Genomic DNA, 17,730 nt, shown 5'->3' on the forward strand with positions numbered 1-17,730 from the left:
CGTCACACCCTGCCCCCCCCCCCCCCCCGCGCCCCCCCCCCCCCCCCGCCCCAGCCCGCGGGGGGCGGTTTTAGCGCGGCGACCCCCGGCGCCCCCCCCCCCCCCGGAGCGACGACCGGCGCCACCACCGAAGCGGCGTCAGCGGGACACCGCATTAACGGCGTTGATACCAAACCCCCTCAGTCCCCCACCGCGCCACTACATTGGCCCTGGCACCAACCCCACACCGACGGCCCGGTCCGGTGACACGAGACAGACCCTGGCAAACGGGGCAGCACACCACTTCCCCGCAGCTGAACCGGTTCCGCCGGCTCACCAAAGGCCGGACTGCGCCCAATCCGTTAGCAAAACCCAAGCGTGGCGCCCACATCCACCCAGGAACGTTAGTAAAGTCCCTCTCATGACTTTGCCTTCCTCCCCGAGCGACCGCGAGAAGGTCGTCTCCAAGCTGCCCCCGTGGCTCCGCCAGGAGTTGAAAATCCGCACCGCCCAACTCCGGGTGGACATCCAGGACGCCGTGCACCAGGGCATCGCCCACTGGAGCGCGCTCGCTTCCGCCCCCTCCTCCGTGGACACTTCGGGCGCCGAGTCGTTCTCGACCTGGCTGCCCGTCGGCCAGTGGGAGTCCTTCCGCGCCGACGCCAAGGACCGCGGTGTCTCCCTCATCCAGGGGCTGGCCCAAGCCGTCCGCCTCTGGCTGGAGATGAACCCGGCCCCCACCGTCAAGCGCCCCTCCGTCGTACGCCGCATCGTCGTCTGCAACCAGAAGGGCGGCGTCGGCAAGACCGCCGTCACCGCCGGCACCGGTGAGGCGCTGGCCGAGGACCCGGACACCCTCCACCCCGTCCGCGTGGCCCGTCAACTGGCCCGCCGCTCCTCCCCCGACGACACCGCCGCCTTCACCGCGGCCGCCGACGCGGCCGCCACGCCCCTGGACCTGGAGGACCTCCCGGGCCTCGGCATGCGCGTCCTGCTGGTCGACTTCGACCCCCAGGGCCACCTCACCAAGCAGCTCGGCCACCACCCGCTCCCCATCGGCGGCGACAGCCTCACCTGCCACATGGCCGGCGAGGCCAAGGGCCCGCTCGCCGATCTGATCGTCCCCATCGAGCACGGCCGCTTCGGCGACCGCCTGCACCTCCTCCCCGCCTGCACGGACGCCTTCCTCCTCGACGTCCGCCTGTCCACCGTCCGCGCACGCGAGGCCTCCCTCGAACGCGCCCTCGCCCCCGTCGAGTCCGAGTACGACGTCATCCTCATCGACTGCCCTCCGAGCCTGGGTCTGAGCATGGACGCCGCCATCTACTACGGCCGGCGCCGTGAGACGGAGCAGCAGGGCGCGTCCGGCGCGCTGATCGTCGTCCAGGCGGAGGACTCCTCGGCCGACGCGTACGACCTCCTCACCTCCCAGATCAACGACCTCCGCGACGACCTCAGCCTCGACATCGACTACCTCGGCCTCGTCGTCAACCTCTACGACGGCCGACGCGGCTTCATCGCGACCTCGTCCCTCCAGGCCTGGATGGACATAAAGGATCCGCGTGTCGTCGCCGTCGTACCGGACCTCAAGGAACAGCGCGAGGCCGTCCGCGTGAAGCAGCCCCTCTTCGTCTACGCCCCCAAGGGCGACCAGGCAGTCGCCCTGCGCGCCCTCGCCCGGGAGATCTCATGAGCAGCAAGGCCGACAAACTCGGAGTCTCGGCGTCCTTCGCGCGGGCCCAGCCCGTGAGCGTCAGCTCCCGCCGGGCGGCCATCGCGGAGGCCACCGGCGCCCCTACCTCCGGCGTGCTCCCGCCCTCCGAGGTGCCCATCGAGGCCCTCGCCCACAACCCGTTCAACCTCCGCGAGGACCTGACCGAGCTCGATGAGCTGGCCCAGTCCCTCGCCTCCCGGGGCCAGCTGCAGCCCCTCGCAGTCGCCACGCGCGTGGCCTTCATGGAGGCGCACCCCGGGCAGACGGAGGGTCTGGGCCGCGCGCCGTACGTGGTCATCGACGGCAACCGGCGCCTGGCCGCCGCCCACCTGGCGGGCCTGCGCACCCTGCACATCCACGTGAACGACGCCCTCGCCACGTCGGCCGCGGACATTTTGGAATCGGCGCTCATCGCGAACGTTCACCGCGTCGACGTGGCCCCGATGGACCAGGCGCGCGCCCTCCAGGAGCTCGTGGACGTGCACGGCTCCCAGGCTCAGGTCGCCAAGCGCCTCGGCAAGACCCCGGCCTGGGTCTCCCAGCGACTGGCCCTGCTGAACCTGACCCCGGCCCTCCAGGAGAAGGTCGACACGGGCGAGCTCAAGGTGGAGCCGGCTCGCCGCATCGGCCGCCTCCCTCAGGAGCAGCAGGAGGCAGCGGCCACGGAGTCCATCAACGCCCCCGCGCCGCCCCGCCAGCGCTCGACCCCGACACCCCCGCCGCCGGCACCGATCCCCGCACCGGCCCCCACAGCCGGCCCGCCGATCGCCCAGCCCTCCACACCCACACCGCCCCCCGCGCCCGCGCCCCTCACCGTCGCCCCGGCCACCACGACCACGACCACGGCCACGGCACCCCCCACCCCCCGCATCACGATCGCCACGGACTCCCCGGAAACGATCGCGGACGCCCTGACCGCCCACCTCACCCCGGACGACCTCAAGGCCGTGACGGAACTCCTGATCACGCGCATCTGAGCCGGGGGAGGGGAGCAGCAGCACCACACGCCGGGGGCGCTGACGGCATTAACGCCGTTAACGCCCCCACGTGCGCGCGTGGAGGCGTTAACGGCGTTAACGGTCGCAGGGACCAGAGGGACCGAGAGGAGCCAGGGACCGAACCGACAGGGACCGAACCGACAGGAACCAGCAGGGGGACCGAGAGGGACCGAACGACAAGGCCCCGCAGGGACCGACAGGGACCGAACCGACAGGGCCCCGCAGGGACCGAGAGACAAGGCCCCGCAGGGACCCAGAGGGACCGAACCAACAGGGATCCACAGGGACCGAGAGGGACTCAGAGGGTCTGGAGGGACTGAAGGGACTGAAATTCGCCATTACCTTCAGGCACTATCCGGCCACCCCATCCGGGCAGCCGAAACCGGCCCCTGAAGCGGAACGGAGGGCACATGCCCACCGCGGCGCAGCACAGGCGCGGGCAGAGCTAACTGGAACCAGAGAGGGTCTGAAGGGACCGAAGGGACTGACTCAGGCAACTGTCGGCGCGGACGCGGACAGCCCACGCTGCGAGCGGACGGTCTTCTTGCCGACCTGCCGTGGCGCGATCGTGCGGGGATCCACTGCCTCGCCCGGCGCGCCTTCCTTGTACAGGCCGTCCGGCTCGGCGTCCCGGTCGTGCGGCAGCAGGTAGAACACCCGCCGCTTCTGCAGGCCGCTGTCGGGGTCCGCTTCCGCGGTGTCGCCGAGCTCGGTGAAGCCGATCATGCGCCCGTCGCGGTGGTAGCGCGGCTTGCCCCGGCGCCGGGGGGTCTTGTCCAGGGCCTGGCGGACGTAATCGAGCTCTTCGGGGTCCTCCAGCCACACCACTTTGTCCTCGTGGGTGAGATCGCTTGCCGTCAGTAGCGAGCTCATGGCCTGGATCCTTCCTCGTTCACGTCGGCCCTTCCGGGCCCCTGGTTCCTCCACGCCGCGAGCGGCGCCGGTGCCGATGGCGATATGCGACAGGGCCCTGAGGGCCCCCGCCGGCCGGTGGGTCTGTTCATCTTCCTTGTCCATCGTAGGCGTGCCCACCCCGGGGAGGCAGCACACATCAGCCGATCACGTCGCGATTGCCCGAATTGCGTGGTGCGGTGTCTACTCCTCGTCGGCCAAGAGGGCCAGACCGGGGTAGAACTTCTGCCCGTTCGAGCGGAGCATCTCACTGGGTGAGGCGACGCCGACCTCCGCGCGGATGCGTGTGGCGAACGCGCGGGTCGTGGCCGGACGCAGGCCCTCGCCGTCCTGACACCAGGCACTGTAAGCCCGGTAGAGGGCTCCCTGCTCCACTTTCAGATCACGTGAATCGGGCAGGTCCGCCCCAGTGGTGCAGCATTCCACAAGGAACCGCCCGATGTGGTCCTCGGTGGTGGCGTAGGCCTGGGTGGCGGTCCGGACCACGCTGGGCCCGGTCAGGGCCGGCTTGGTCGCGAGGTAGGCCTTGGCCCCCTGGATCATCCAGTGGAGGATACCCGGGCCTTCCTCCTGGACGAGTGCCTCCGCCAGATTGTCGATCTTGCGGTGGTCGGGGACGACCCGCTCGAAGGGGATCAGCCGGATGCGCCGCCAGAAGGCGTGGCCTCCGGTGCCGACCTCCGGGCGGTGGTTGCCGAGCAGCCACAGCTTGTGGGTGGGCTCGAAGCTGAAGAAGTCCTGCCGCATGCGGCGCGCCTTGAGGCGGTCGCCGCCGGTGAGGAGCTTGACGCGGGCCTCGTCGAACTTGTCGTGCGGCTTGAGCTCGCTGCACACGAACAGGCGGCGGCCGTGGAGCTCCGTCAGCTCGGTGGAGTGCTCGTTGAACTTGCCGCGCTCCATGAGGAAGCCGGGCGGGGCCACGTCCGCGTAGTCGCCGAGGATCTTGATGACGACGTCGAGGAGGGCCGACTTGCCGTTGGCGCCGACGCCGTACAGGAAGGGCAGGACCTGGCCGCCGACGTCACCGGTGATGGAGTAGCCGAGCAGGAGATGAAGGAAGTTGATCATCTCCTTGCCCTTGTCGTCGTCGCCGAAGGTCTGGTGGAGGAAGTCGTGGAACCTCGGGGTCGGCATGGCCTCGGGGGCCAAGTGCGTGGCGCGGGAGTGCAGGTCCCGGGTGGGGTCGGGCTTGTGGAGGTCGCCGGTGCGCAGGTCCACGACCCCCGACGGGGTGCACAGGGCGTACTTGTCGCCGTCCAGGGAGTCCGGGTCCAGGGCGAGCTCGGGGGAGGCCTTGGCCTGGGCGAGCATGGCCTTCACGCCCGAGGTGGACATGGCGCGCTTGCGGTGCTGGGCCAGTTCCCGGTCGGTGAAGACGCCGCGCGGGTCGTGGCCGGGCAGCTCCTCCGCCATCTCGCCGGCGGCCCAGATCGCGGACTTCTCCCCGCCGGTGCGCTTCCACCGGTACTCGTCCCACACGTACCAGCCCAGTCCCTCCACGTGGCGGAACCGGTCGTGGTGGAGGTGCGCGAACAGCTTGGCGTTGCCGCGGTCGGTGAGGTTGCGCAGCAGACCTGCGGAGATGAAGTCGCCGGCGGTCGAGCCGGCCGGGGGAGTGGTCTGCTGCGCGGGCAGGCGGCGGCCGCCGCGCCGGCCCCGCTTGGCGGTGTCGGCGGGCGCGTCGGCAGAGGTGCCGTCAGAGGTGTCGGCAGAGGCTTCCGTCGTGAACGCGGCGAGCTGTTCCGCCGCGGCCTGGGCGTTGAACCCCGTGCTTCCGGCGTTGCTCATGGGCGTTCCTTGGGGTGGATGGGTCGGTGGCTTCCGGCGAGTAGACCTGTTTCGACGATGACGCGGTTCCGGCGCGGCTGGTGGGGTCGCGCGTGGTCCGCGGCGTCGAGGAGCAGCCGACGGCACTCCTCGGGATCGAAGTGGCCCGCGGCGGCCAGCCCGCCCGCGGTGAACGCCGCCCGGTTGAGCTTCTCGCTGAACGCCGTTCCGGCAGGGCTGGCCGCGCAGGCCCGCACCTCGTCCACGAGCGGGGCCAGGACCCGCTGTCCGGCCCGCGCGCGGCCCTGGGGACCGTGAACCTGCGGGGGGGCCTGACGGGCCGCCACAGGGCCGCCTGAGGGCTTTGCGGGGGCTTCCTCGACCGAGTGCCCTGTGCGGGCGAGTTCGGCCGTCAGCCACAGCGGCAGGGGGGCGGGCAGTCGCGCTCCGGGCAGCGCCTCGTACACACCGGCTGCCGTGCGCGTCGCGGGCGCCACGATGTATCCGCCGACCGACCGGACATCGACCTGCCAGGCGAGCGCGACCTTGGGGCTCGATCCGCTGGAGGACCGAAAGCGCGGACCGTCCTTGGGTGCCCGGTACCAGACGTGCATACCTCCGGAGGGCGTGCGGACGCGCAGGGTCGAGGTGTCCTCGCACGGGTTGGGCCGCGAGCGGTACGCGGCCAGCAGCGCCAGCGTGTCGAACCCGCTCTGCAGCCCGGTCAGGTCCACCCGGTCGTCGACGGGGATGCCGGGCAGCAGCCGCTGGCGGTCGGGCAGCGGGGCCGGGTGGGCGTCGACGTCGATGACCACGAGCCGGGTCGGGCCGCAGGAGACGCCCACACCGAACCCGGGCTCGGTCTCCCACCACCGCAGCACCGTGGGCACGTCCGTGGTGGCGGCGTGGAAGCCGTGGCACCAGCGGCCCCGGGCGCGGCAGGGGCATTCCTGCGGGGGGTGCTGGCCGGCGCGGCAGTCGGGGCAGTTCTGGGCGGGAGTCTTGGTCCCTGGCGCCAGCGGGTGCACCGGGTAGCCCCTCAGGGCCAGCCAGACGGCCACGTCCCGTGCCGTCCCGCCACTCTCACCGGGTGGCAGGCTCTCGGAGTGGACGGGCACTGGCTCTTCCTTGACGCATTGTTAGCGGCGGCTGCTCCGGCCCCGGGGCTGGTTCCCGAGGAGCACTTTTGACCTGCGCCTCAGGGACCAGAGGGACTGAAGATTCACTATGCCGGAGACTACCCCAGAGACTGCCGCAGCCCGGGATGCAATCTCCGCTGTATTGAAAGTTCAGTCCCTTCAGTCCCTCAGTCCCTGACATTTTCCAACCGGTTTGTCCGGATAGGCCCTTCTCCGAAGCCGCTGCACGGCCGGGCGTGTCGCGATCCCGCCCGTCGCGTCCGGGCGCAGGACGGGATCCGGGGCCCGTGGGGGTACCGCCGACCGCAGCCTTCCGGACATCGCCGCCCGGGGTACAGGACGGACCTGCAGCGGGGGGAGTCCCGGCCCACGACGTTCGGTCCCTGCGAGGTTCGGTCCCTGCGGTGGGCGGTCCCGGAGTCCCTCGGTCCTTTTCAGTCCCTGTGCCTCCGGAAGCCCCCGCAGCGGTTCCGGAACCAGATCGTCCGCCCCAGGGTCTGAACCTGCCGGATTCGCGTTCAGTCCCTGCTCGTTCAGTCCCTGGACAAAACCGCAGGTCACAGCCCTTCGCGCCAAGCCTCAGGGACTGAAGGGACTCAGAATCACTATTTCCAGCCTTTACGTGCGTGCGTGTATGCGCGCCTGTAAGTAATCAGTAGGTATTACTGGAGTAGCGTGAGCAGCTCATAACTAGAGATTTGAGTCCCTTCAGTCCCTCTCAGTCCCTGCCCGAGCCCCTGACCTGCAGGTTCTCTCAGTGACCGAAGGGACAGGGACTGAAGCGTGCCCACCGGGCTTCAGTCCCCCGAGTCGGGGGAGGGGGTACGGAGGGAGGGGGTACGGCCAAGGCCCTTAAAGATCGGGAAAGGGACTGGACGCGAAGCCGTGCATTTCTCCGACGCATTCGCCACGGGCCGGCACGCGGCGCTCGACGCAGGCACCAGAACGAGCGAGATCATTTGTTTTCCGTCGCAGGACCCGGTCCGCCTTCTCGGGGCACGGGGAACCGGTCGACGGTTCGGACGACCCCGGCCAGGAGCACCGGCACGCAGGCTGCTGCCGCACGCGCACCGGTGGGGGAGGACCTGTTCCCCCGGCGGCCGGTTGGGGTTCGAGCATGACCACCACGGGAGGCCGTGCGTGCTCACCGAGCCGTAGCAGGGGATGGATTTCGTCCTGCTGGACGAAGCGGGTGTCACCCGGCGGGAGGGCGTGGGGGAGCGCCCCAGCAGGCCCACGGCTGACGCAACGCCCGTGCCGTGCCCGCCGCCCCGGCGGTTCCGCGAGCACGCGGAACCGCGCGCCCTACAGTTCGAACTCGACGTGTTCCAGGTCGGTGTACTCGACCAGCAGGCCCTGGGCCCGGCGCCCGTGGTCCTTGAAGTAGGTCTCCTGGAGTCCTTCGGCGGCGATCTGCCGGAGCCGCTGCTCGGTGGCTCCGGCCTCCTGCGCCTCGAAGAGCCGGCCGGCGAACTCCGGCGGGAGCGCCACGGTGAGGTGGCGCAGCCGGGCGTCGTCGGTGGTGCCGGGCGCGGCCGTGTAGCCGAACCGGGCACGGGTGTCGATCATGATGCCGGTGGTGGTGGCGGCGGCCTTCCGCGCTCTGGCCCGGACCTGCGGCTGCCACCGCCGCCGCACCTCCCGCTCCATGCGGGCGGCGAGCTCCGGCCTGGGCTGCCTGATCTGGTCCTTCAGGTACCGTTCGACGGTGCGCTGGCTGATGCCCAGCAGCTGGGCGACGTCCTTCGTACGGCCCTTGTACTGCTTGACCAGATAGCGCATCCGGGCACCGGCGCTCTTGGGGACGGGGCGGGTGAACGCCTGCTGCAGGGCTTCCTCGAGTCCTTCCCCGACCGTGGCCATCGGGATCTACCTACTCTCCGTTGTCCTGGGCCGAGATCTGGCCGTCCTTGATGTACCGGGCCAGGTTGAGGGCGCTTCCGTACTCCTCGCGGACGCCTTCGGCCCACAGTACGGTCTGGGTGCCCTCGTGCTTGACCATGCCCGGGGAGACGCCCAGCTGGAAGCCGCCCTTGAGGGGCTTGCCCTCCTCGTAGGGGAGGACGTCGAGCGGGCTGGGACCGTCGGAGGCGTACACGGCGCAGTCGGACAGCACGGCGACCGGGAAACGGCCGGTGGCGGCGGCGAGTTTGAGCATCTTACGGTGCATGTTGATCCGCGTCCGGGAGATGACGGCCGCGCGGATGTCCGGGCGCCAGGTCGGACGCAGCAGCGCCGGCCAGGGCTGGCCCGGGCGCCAGCCGCCGCCCCGGGGCCGCTCGCGGAGCTTGCCGATGCCGCCCTTCACCGTCGCCTTGATCGCGGACAGGACCAGCGCCAGGTCGGGGTCGACCTCCCGGTGTCGGGCCATCGCCTCCAAGAAGGCCTGCGGCTCCATGCCGGTGGTGACGCCGAGGTCGGCCATGGTGGCGACGTAGGCGTCGCGCAGCCGCTGGTACCAGGCGTCCAGGTACCGGCCGGTCTCCTTGCGCAGGTAGCCCTCGGCCGGGCGGACGTCGTACCCGAGCTCCACCGCATACGCGACGGTCGGGGTGGCGTACCAGGCCGGCCCCTGGGGCCGCTCGCCGGTCGGGGTGAACGGCGACGGAAGCCGCGGGTCGAGCTCCACACCGGACAGGTCGACCAACCAGCACCCCGGCACCTTCGCGTCGAAGACCGGCCGGGTGACACGGGTGGGCGCGCCGAGGCCGACGACGGCGCCGTTCGCGCCCGCGGCGAACGCCATGTTCACGTCGACGCCCACCACGTACGGCTTGAGGCACTCCTCGTCGGTGAGGGGCCGGGCCCAGTCGTACGCCTCCTCCACCAGGACCTCGGCGGGCCCGCGCTGGTGGAACCGCGGCAGGTGCGCGAGGAGCGGGTGCCCGTCCGGGGCCTCCGGCGGGGCGCAGTCCACGGGCTGCGAGCCGAGCGAGCCGGGGTTGTACTCGCTGTGGCGGCGGCCGTCGGCGTCGGGCCGGCCGGCCCGTGTCGGCGGGTGCAGGGCGGTCATCAGCTCCAGGCCGTTGACCGCGGTGGACCCGCGCGGGGTGATGACTCGGGACGCGTACGTACCCAGCAGCCGGGCCAGCTCGGCCGGCGGCAGCTCGGCAGCGCGGCCCCAGGAGCGGCTGTCGAGGGCGTCCCAGCCCAGGACGCACAGCTGGACGCAGGACCGCTTGCCGCCCTGCGCGGGCCGGTAGATCCGCGCCCACGGCCCGAGCCCGCGCCGCGTCAGCTGCCACTGGGCCTTCGCGAGCTGCTTGACGACCCTGTGGTCGTCGGGCAGTCGCCCGCCGTGCCGCTCCTCCTCGGACAGCCGGGACGGCAGCCCGTACCGCTCGGCGGCGGCATCGGTCAGGACGAGGACGGGATCGGCGTCGCGCCCGTTGGCGTTCAGCCGCGAGGCACCGAGCCCGGCCTCCGCGAGCGTCCATTCCACCAGTGCCGGAAGGGACTTGGCGGGCACGTCCAGGACGAGCCCGCCGACGCAGTACGCGACGACCTGCCGGTCGGCATCGGCGTCGACGACGGCCAGTGGCCCGTGCGGATACCGCGCATCGGCCACCACCGCCGGGGCCCCGGACGCCTCCTGCACGCTCCGCGGCGGCGGGGGAGACGCCGCCGCCGCGGGACGAGCGGGAGGCGCCGGGCGGCGGGCGGGGGGTGCAGGGGATGCCGGGGGCACCGGGGGCACCGAAGGCGCCTGCGGCGCCACTTCCGGGGCCGGAGCGACCGAGGGGGAGGGGGCGTCCTCCGCCTCGGGGAAGCGCTCGGCCAGACCCTCCAGCAGCCTGGCGTATGCGGCACGCTTCGGCGGGCGCGGCTCGGTCCGGCCGGCCTCCCAGCCACTCACGGTCTCGCGCCGGGTCTGCAGCGCGACCGCGATCTGGTCCTGGCTCAGCCCGGCGGCCTCCCGCAGCCGCTTCCGCTCGGCCGGCGGCGGCAGCGGATCCTGGGAAACCCGTTCGAGTAGCGCATCCACCGCACTGAACAGCTCGTTCTCCGTAGACACAGAGATCACCTCCACTCGCACCCTATCCCGAGCGCACGCAGATCACACGCGAATCACACACCGATCGCATGGTCGTCGTGGAACTCCCCGTTGAACACCGGGATCCCGGAGCCCGCAACCACCGGGTAGCTCTTGATGATCAGCTCAGATGTCCTGTCCCTCCTCCTGCTCGGGGGCGAGCGTGCTCGACACGACGTACGGGGGAGCGAGTACTCGAAGTGCCGGGCAGCTGCCGCTGCCCGGCGTCTGCGACGGCAGGGGCGTCAGCGCCCGGGACCGGTTCCCTCGGTGAGCTCGCGGGCCACCGGGATCGGACCGGCGGGGGCGCGGCTCAGGGCGATCCGGAAGATCTCGGCCACGACCTCCCACGGCGTGTGCACCGGTGCGTCGCCCACCTCGGCGGTCCCGCCGGTGTCCGCGCGTACCACGACGGTCAGCCGCGACGGACGGTCAGCGGGAGCGAGCGGGCGCCGAACAGCCCCTCGCGGTGGAAGTCGTACGGCGCGCCCGGCGTGATCATGATGTCCTCGAACCGGTCCAGCAGCATCTCCAGGGCGATCCGGCCCTCCAGACGGGCCAGCGGTCCGCCGAGGCAGTAGTGGATGCCGTGACCGAAGGCCAGCTGCGGGTTGGGGCTGCGCTGGGGATCGAAGACCTCCGGGTCCGCCACGTGCCGCTCGTCGTGGTTGGCCGAGAGCAGCGACGCCATGACCATCCGGTCCTTCGGGACGGTCACCCCGCCGACGGTGACCTCCCGGGTGGTGACCCGGGCCGCGACCGTGATCGGGGGCCGCATCCGCAGGACCTCCTCGATGACGCCGGCGATCAGGGAGCGGTCGGCCCGCAGCGCCGCGGCGGTCCCGGGGTTCTCCTCCAGGCAGAGCACCGTGTTGCCGAGCAGCATCGACGTCGAGACGTGCCCGGCCATCAGCAGCAGCGCACCGAACTCGACGATCTGGCGGTCCGTCAGCTGCTCGCCGGCGATCTCCGCGGTCACCAGCCGGGACAGCAGGTCGTCGCCGCCCGGCGTCTTGCGGCGGTCCTCGACGTGCCGCTGGAGGTAGGCGTGCATCTCCTTGAGCGGCTCCTTGACCAGCCGCTCGTAGTCCTCGCCCGCCTCGTCCCCGAACTGCATCTCGACGGCGTCGTCGACCTGCATCGAGAGCATCCGGTCGGACCAGCTGCGGAACAGGCCGCGGTCCTCGGTCGGGACGCCCAGCAGCTCGGCGATCACGATCACCGGAAGCGGGTAGGCGAAGTCGCCGACCAGGTCGAACTCGTCGCCCTCGACCTTCTCCAGCAGTTGGCCGGCGAGTTCGGTGACGCGCGGCTCCAGGTCGGCCACGGTGCGCAGGGTGAACGCCTGGCTGACCAGACTGCGCAGCTTGCGGTGGAGCGGCGGGTCGATGACGGAGAGGATCTCCTCGCTGAGCGCGCTGGAGTCCGGGCGCAGCCGGCTCAGGTCGGAGGAGAAGACGGCGGGGTCGGAGGTCACCGCCAGGACGTCGGCGTGGCGGTAGACGTGGAACACGCCGTACTGGTCCTCGTGGACCGGGTGTTCGTCGCGCATGGTCCGCAGCCAGGCGAGCATCGCCTTGCCGCCGTCGGCCATGGACGGCGGTGCGGGAGGGGTCTGCTGGGCCATTGTCGGCTCCTTCGGTGCAGGGGGCTGGCGGTGCCGGGGCTGGCACGGGGAATTCGGTGGGCGGCCCGGTATCAGACGCGGTCCACGGCCAGGGCGGCGGTGTTCGCGCCGGTGTCCGCACCGGTGGTCGTGGAGCCGGCCGCCGTGTGCGCGCTGGTCAGGGCGTACGGGTCGAGGGCGTCGGCGGGGTGGTGCTCGATCTGGAGCCGCAGGCCGAGGTCGTGCTCGGCCGCGATCTCCAGCAGCACCTCCATCGCCAGGTGGTCCTCCAGCGCGAAGCCGGTCGAGTCGAAGACCGTCAGCCGGTCGCGCAACGCGTGGGCGGCTGACGGATCGGCGCAGAGCTCGCCGAGGCTGAGCCCGATCTCGTGCGGTGCCAGCCGCTGGCACTCGCCCTCGTGGCGGGCCTGCTCGGGGTGGTCGGGGCTGACGTGGGCGCGGCGCAGCAGGTCGAGCGGCAGCTCGGTCTTGCCGACCAGGTCGGCGCCGATGGCGTTGACGTGCAGGTGGGGGCGGAACGCGGCGTCCGCCGGGAGGACGGGCCCGCCGCCGACGGGGACGGTGGTTGCGGTGCAGATGATGTCGGCCTCGGCCGCGATCCGGTGCGGTTCGGCGACCTGCACGTCGAGGCCGAGGAACGCCACCCGGTCGGCGAGGCTCGCCGCGTGCGACGGGTCGGTGTCCCAGGCGAGCACCCGCTCGACGGGGAAGACGCGGGTGAGGGCATGGAGTTGGGTCACCGACTGGGCACCGGCGCCGATGAGTCCGATCACGCGGCTGTCCGGTGCGGCCAGCAGCCGACTGGCGACGGCGCTCGCCGCGCCGGTGCGGATCGCGGTGAGCAGCACGCCGTCGATCAGCGCGGTGAGCGCGCCGGTCGTGTCGTCGTAGCGGGCGACCGTGCCGAGGATGGTCGGCAGGCCGAACCGTCCCGGGTTGGCGGGGCTGTAGCCGACGGTCTTCAGGGTGATGCTGTCGCCGGGTTCGCGGTGCGGCATCCACTCCCAGATGCCGGGGACCGGCTCCTCGCGGGTGAACCCGCCGCGCTGCGGGGAGAGCGCGCGACGGCCCCGGCCGACCTCGGCGAGGCCCTCGGCGAGGCGGTCGATGACGCGGTCCATCAGGGCATCGCGGCCCACGCTCTCCACCAGCCGTGTCACGTCGCGCTCGGTCAGGACCCAGGTCTCCATCAAACGCTCCCAGAGTTTCTCGTTGGCCGTCGCCTCCGGCCGGCCGGAGGCTGAGCGGACATCGTCGGAGGGCCTCTTGACACGCGCCTGATGCCGCTGACGGGCGTGTGGCGGGCCCCGTGGCGCCGTCAGCGGGCTCAGCGCCCTGTCAACCGGTTCGCCGAGACTCGCCGGGCACCCGTGCCGTCGCCCGCCCGAGGGCGCCGGACCCTTGGTGAGCACGACGGAAGGACGAGCGATGCTGGATGGATGCGTGCCATGGCCCCCGGAGGTGGCCGAGCGCTACCGCGCGGCCGGGTACTGGCGCGGTGAGACGCTCGGCGCGCTGCTGCGCGGCTGGGCCGCGCGGTACGGGGACCGCGTCGCCCTGGTGGCTGACGACGGCACCCGGGTGACGTACCGCGAACTGGACCTGTGGTGCGACCGGCTGGCCGCCGGTTTCGCCGAGCACGGTCTCGCGCCGCGCGAGCGGGTGCTGGTGCAGCTGCCGAACACGCCGTCGTTCGTGGCGGTCTGCTTCGCCCTGTTCCGGGTGGGCGCGGTACCGGTCTTCGCCCTGCCGTCGTACCGGAGCGCGGAGCTGCGGCACCTGGCGGAGCTGTCCGGCGCCGTCGCCATGGTGATCCCGGACGAGGTCAGGGGGTTTGACCACCGTACGCTCGTGCGCGGCCTGCTGCCCGAGCTCCCGCACGTGGCCCGGGTCTTCGTGGCGGGCGATCCCGGTGGGGAGGAGGACGGCCTGGTCGCCCTGGCGGCCGTGGAGCGGGAGCCGGTGGCGCTGCCCGAGCCGGACGCCTCCGACGTCGCGTTCTTCCTGCTGTCCGGCGGTACGACCGCGCTGCCGAAGATGATCCCCCGCACCCACGACGACTACGCCTACCAGACCCGGATCACCGCCGAGATCTGTGAACTCGGCGAGGACTCCGTCTATCTGGCAGTGCTGCCGGTGGAGTTCAACTTCCCGTGGGGCTGCCCCGGCATCATCGGCGTGCTGGGCACCGGCGGCCGGGTGGTGTTCGCCCCGGACCCGACTCCGGAGACATGCTTCCCGCTGATCGAGCGGGAGCGGGTCACCATGACCTCGGTCATCCCGACCATCGTGCACCTGTGGCTGGACGCGGCCGGGCGCACCGGCCGCGACCTGTCCAGCCTGGACGTCGTACAGGTCGGCAGCTCCAAGCTGCACGACGAGGTGGCCGCCCGGATCGAGCCCGAGCTCGGGGTACGGCTCCAGCAGGTGTTCGGCATGGCGGAGGGGCTGCTGACCTTCACCCGCTACGACGACCCGCGGCAGACGGTCCTGACCACCCAGGGCCGGCCGGTGTCGCCGGCCGACGAGATCCGGGTGGTGGACGGCGACGACCGGGAGGTCCCGGACGGTACGGTCGGCGAGCTGCTGACCCGCGGCCCGTACACGCTGCGCGGCTACTACCGCGCTCCGGAGCACAACGCCTCGGCGTTCACCGCGGACGGCTTCTACCGCAGCGGCGACCTGGTCCGCCGGACCCCCACCGGCGAGATCGTGGTCGAGGGCCGGGTCAAGGACGTGGTGATCCGCGGCGGCGACAAGGTGTCCGCGACGGAGGTCGAGGGCCATCTGACGGCGCACCCGGGTGTGCAGCAGGCCGCGGTGGTCGCGATGCCGGACGCCGTGCTGGGCGAGAAGACGTGCGCGTACGTGGTCGCCGCACAGGACGGGCCGGCGCCCACCCTGCCCGAGCTGCGCCGGCTGCTGCGCGCCCGCGGCCTGGCCGACTTCAAGCTGCCGGACCGGCTGGAGGTGGTGGAGGGCTTCCCGCTGACCGGTCTGAACAAGGTGGACAAGAAGGTCCTGGCGGCCCGGGCCGCGGCCCTGGTGGGCTCCGTACCGGGTGGCCCGGGTGCGGGCCGAGGGGGTGCGAGGTGACGGCGGCGGAGCGCTACCGGGTGCCGTTCGCGCGCCGGGGGAGCATCGTGGGCCAGGCCGACCTGGCGGCACTCGCCTCGGTGGTGCACTCGGCGGAGCCGCTGTCGGCGGGAGTCTGGCGCGAGCGGTTCGAGCAGCGCTTCCGGGAGGTCACCGGGGCCCGCCACGCGCTGACGGTGACCAGCGGGACGGTGGCCCTGGAGCTGGCCGTCCGGCTGCTCGACCTGAAGCCCGGCGACGAGGTGATCGCCACCCCGCAGACGTTCCAGGCGACGGTGCAGCCGCTGCTGGACCACGACGTGACCGTCCGGTTCTGCGACGTCGACCCGGACACCCTGAACATGGACCCGCAGGTCCTGGAGTCGCTGATCACCGACCGGACGAAGGCCGTCCTGCTGGTGCACTACGGCGGCCTGCCGGCGGACATGGCGGCCGTCCTGGCCCGGGCCCGCCGCGCGGGCGTTGTCGTGGTGGAGGACTGCGCGCACGCGCTGGGCGCCTCCTACCGCGGGGTCAGCCCCGGCGCCCTGGGCGACATCGGGTGCTTCAGCTTCCACTCGACGAAGAACATCACCACGCTCGGCGAGGGCGGCATGATCACGCTGAACCGGGCCGACTGGGCCGAGCGGGTCGAGCGGCTGCGGGGCAACGAGGTGGACGGGGTGTTCGCCCCGGTGCCCGGTTTCGCGGACGACGAGCCGGCGCTGCTGCCCTGGATGCGCTTCTCCGCCGACGTCTACCGCCGTCGGGCGGTCGGCATCCGCGGGGCGGGCACCAACGCCACCATGTCCGAGGCGGCCGCGGCGGTCGGGCTGGTCCAGCTGGACTCGCTGGAGCGTTTCACCGAGCGCCGCCGGTGGATCGCGGCCCGGCTGGACGCCGCCGTCTCGGCGTTCCCCGGCACCCGCCTCCAGCGCACGCCGGAGGGCAGCACGCACGCCTACCACCTGTACACGTTCTTCGTCACGGCCGGACGCGAGGTGCGCGAGCACTTCGTGCGGGGCCTGGACCGCAGGGGCGTGGAGGTCCAGCTGCGGTACTTCCCGCTGCACCTGCTGCCCGAGTGGCGGCTGCGCGGCCACGGTCCGGGTGAGTGCCCGCAGGCCGAGCGGGTCTGGTTCGACGAGCACCTGAACCTGCCCTGCCACCCCGGGCTCAGCGACGAGCAGGTCGACCACCTCGTCGAGTCGGTCACCGCCGCGCTCCACGAGGCGACGGCCCTCGCCGGGACGGGCCGGCCGCTGGCCGTCCGATGACGGGCCGCCGGGCCGCCAGGCCGCCGGAGGTTGCCCGTTCCGCTTTCACCGACCAGACCCGAAACGGACCCGAGAAAGGCTCCTGACGTGCCCTTCATCGATGTGAAGATCTACGAACGCCGCCTGGACGAGCGGACCGAGCGCGAGCTCGTCGAGCGCATCACCCAGGCCGTGGTGGACGTCTTCGACGAGTCCATCCGGCCGCAGACCTGGGTGGCGCTGACGGGCGTCGAGCCGCGCCGCTGGGGGATCGGCGGGGTCACCGGCAGCTGACCGGCGCCCTTTCGGTGCGGGCCTGTGGGACTCAGTCCGACAGGCCCGCACACATGCCGGCGATCAGCCAGTCGAGGGCGCGGTCGAAGTCGCGGTCGCGCATCTCGCCGAGGCTGTGCCCGGAGTGGCGTTCCATCAGTCCGCCGCCGGCCGCGATCTCGGGGGACTGCGCGATGCTCCCGGCGACCTCTTCGAGGAACTCGTCGGCCGTGCGGCCGGCTTCCTTGCCGTACTCCAGCCAGCGGCTCTCCATCGAGGTGAAGCCGTACACGTACTGGAAGACCGCCGACAGCGCGGCGGGCCGTTCGGCCTCGGGTAGCGGCGACCGGGCGATGACCGCCTGGGCACAGGCGGAGAACTGCATGCTCTGCGGGCCGATGTTGAGGTACTCGCCGTACGAGCGGATCGCCCACGGGTGGGCGACCATGGTGCGCCGCCAGGCGAGCGCCAGCGAACGCAGGTCCTCCCGCCAGTCCCGGCCGGCCGCCGGGTCGGGGAGCTCTATCTCCCCGGCCACCGCGTCGAGGGCCAGCTCCATCAGGTCGTCCTTGTTGGCGATGTACCAGTAGACCGACATCGGTGTGACGTCGAGTTCCGTGGCCAGCGCGCGCATCGTGAACTTCGCGTCGCCCTGTTCGTCGAGCAGCCGCACCGCCGTGGCGATGATCTTCTCCCGGTCCAGGTGGCCCGCGCCCGAACCGCGTTCGGCACCCCGGCGTCCGCGGGTGGTCGGCTCCGGGGTGAGCCACACGCTCCTTCTCGGCTGCGAGGCTCGCTTGGCGGCCACGTTCGTCCTCCCTGGTGTCGTCCTTCGGCTGCGGATACTGGTGCAAAGGTACGCGGCCGGGTGCGGGGTGGCTAGCACCCGGCCGCCGGGGGGGGGCAGGCGTCGGCCCCACCCGCGGGGGGCGGCGGGGGGGGGGGCGACGATGCGGG

At 72.1% G+C, this 17,730-nt stretch carries 14 protein-coding genes; 5 read left to right on the top strand and 9 right to left on the bottom strand.

What is annotated here, in order from left to right:
• Positions 1-400: 400 nt before the first annotated feature.
• Positions 401-1,672 carry a ParA family protein gene (locus tag ACFVGY_RS13420; protein WP_385675593.1) on the top strand — a complete coding sequence of 424 codons (1,272 nt, stop codon included), beginning with the start codon at positions 401-403 and terminating at the stop codon, positions 1,670-1,672.
• Positions 1,669-2,670 carry a ParB/RepB/Spo0J family partition protein gene (locus tag ACFVGY_RS13425; RefSeq protein WP_385675596.1) on the top strand — a complete coding sequence of 334 codons (1,002 nt, stop codon included), beginning with the start codon at positions 1,669-1,671 and terminating at the stop codon, positions 2,668-2,670. The genes ACFVGY_RS13420 and ACFVGY_RS13425 overlap by 4 nt, the downstream gene beginning before the upstream one ends.
• Positions 2,671-3,180: 510 nt before the next feature.
• On the opposite strand, the gene ACFVGY_RS13430 is transcribed toward ACFVGY_RS13425, so the two are convergent.
• From ACFVGY_RS13430 to ACFVGY_RS13465, 8 genes are all read right to left on the bottom strand, one after another.
• Positions 3,181-3,564, bottom strand: coding sequence for a DUF6009 family protein (locus ACFVGY_RS13430; protein ID WP_360622111.1), 384 nt, complete (start codon positions 3,562-3,564; stop codon positions 3,181-3,183).
• Between the two features lie 222 nt (positions 3,565-3,786).
• On the bottom strand, positions 3,787-5,391 hold the full coding sequence (locus ACFVGY_RS13435) for a phage/plasmid primase, P4 family (RefSeq protein ID WP_385675599.1): 1,605 nt from the start codon (positions 5,389-5,391) through the stop codon (positions 3,787-3,789).
• Positions 5,388-6,488, bottom strand: a complete 1,101-nt coding sequence (locus ACFVGY_RS13440) for a bifunctional DNA primase/polymerase (RefSeq protein WP_385675602.1) — start codon at positions 6,486-6,488, stop codon at positions 5,388-5,390. The genes ACFVGY_RS13435 and ACFVGY_RS13440 overlap by 4 nt, the downstream gene beginning before the upstream one ends.
• 1,326 nt (positions 6,489-7,814) lie before the next feature.
• Entirely contained in the window at positions 7,815-8,372 is a 558-nt protein-coding gene (gene tpg / locus ACFVGY_RS13445; protein WP_385675605.1) for a telomere-protecting terminal protein Tpg, read from the bottom strand.
• A 10-nt stretch (positions 8,373-8,382) separates the two neighbouring features.
• Positions 8,383-10,524 (bottom strand): telomere-associated protein Tap, encoded by a 2,142-nt coding sequence (gene tap, locus ACFVGY_RS13450; protein ID WP_385675608.1) that lies wholly within the window; start codon positions 10,522-10,524, stop codon positions 8,383-8,385.
• A 263-nt stretch (positions 10,525-10,787) separates the two neighbouring features.
• Entirely contained in the window at positions 10,788-10,952 is a 165-nt protein-coding gene (locus ACFVGY_RS13455; protein ID WP_385675611.1) for a hypothetical protein, read from the bottom strand.
• Between the two features lie 5 nt (positions 10,953-10,957).
• Positions 10,958-12,169, bottom strand: a complete 1,212-nt coding sequence (locus ACFVGY_RS13460; RefSeq protein ID WP_385675614.1) for a cytochrome P450 — start codon at positions 12,167-12,169, stop codon at positions 10,958-10,960.
• A 71-nt stretch (positions 12,170-12,240) separates the two neighbouring features.
• Positions 12,241-13,359, bottom strand: coding sequence for an ornithine cyclodeaminase family protein (locus ACFVGY_RS13465; RefSeq protein ID WP_385675616.1), 1,119 nt, complete (start codon positions 13,357-13,359; stop codon positions 12,241-12,243).
• A 238-nt stretch (positions 13,360-13,597) separates the two neighbouring features.
• Between ACFVGY_RS13465 and ACFVGY_RS13470 the strand changes: the two genes are divergently transcribed.
• The 3 genes from ACFVGY_RS13470 (at position 13,598) to ACFVGY_RS13480 (ending at position 16,794) form a co-directional block, all read left to right on the top strand.
• Positions 13,598-15,265, top strand: coding sequence for a (2,3-dihydroxybenzoyl)adenylate synthase (locus ACFVGY_RS13470; protein ID WP_385675619.1), 1,668 nt, complete (start codon positions 13,598-13,600; stop codon positions 15,263-15,265).
• Positions 15,262-16,521: a DegT/DnrJ/EryC1/StrS family aminotransferase gene (locus ACFVGY_RS13475; protein WP_385675621.1), complete on the top strand. Its 1,260-nt coding sequence runs from the start codon at positions 15,262-15,264 to the stop codon at positions 16,519-16,521. The genes ACFVGY_RS13470 and ACFVGY_RS13475 overlap by 4 nt, the downstream gene beginning before the upstream one ends.
• Positions 16,522-16,608: 87 nt before the next feature.
• Positions 16,609-16,794 (top strand): tautomerase family protein, encoded by a 186-nt coding sequence (locus ACFVGY_RS13480; RefSeq protein ID WP_179175028.1) that lies wholly within the window; start codon positions 16,609-16,611, stop codon positions 16,792-16,794.
• Positions 16,795-16,825: 31 nt separating this feature from the next.
• Here ACFVGY_RS13480 and ACFVGY_RS13485 read toward each other — a convergent pair whose 3' ends face one another.
• Complete coding sequence (locus ACFVGY_RS13485) at positions 16,826-17,581, bottom strand: TetR/AcrR family transcriptional regulator (RefSeq protein ID WP_385675624.1); 756 nt, start codon at positions 17,579-17,581, stop codon at positions 16,826-16,828.
• Positions 17,582-17,730: the final 149 nt, after the last annotated feature.

It is taken from the genome of Streptomyces sp. NPDC127106 (assembly GCF_042677605.1).
Classification (GTDB): Bacteria; Actinomycetota; Actinomycetes; order Streptomycetales; family Streptomycetaceae; genus Streptomyces.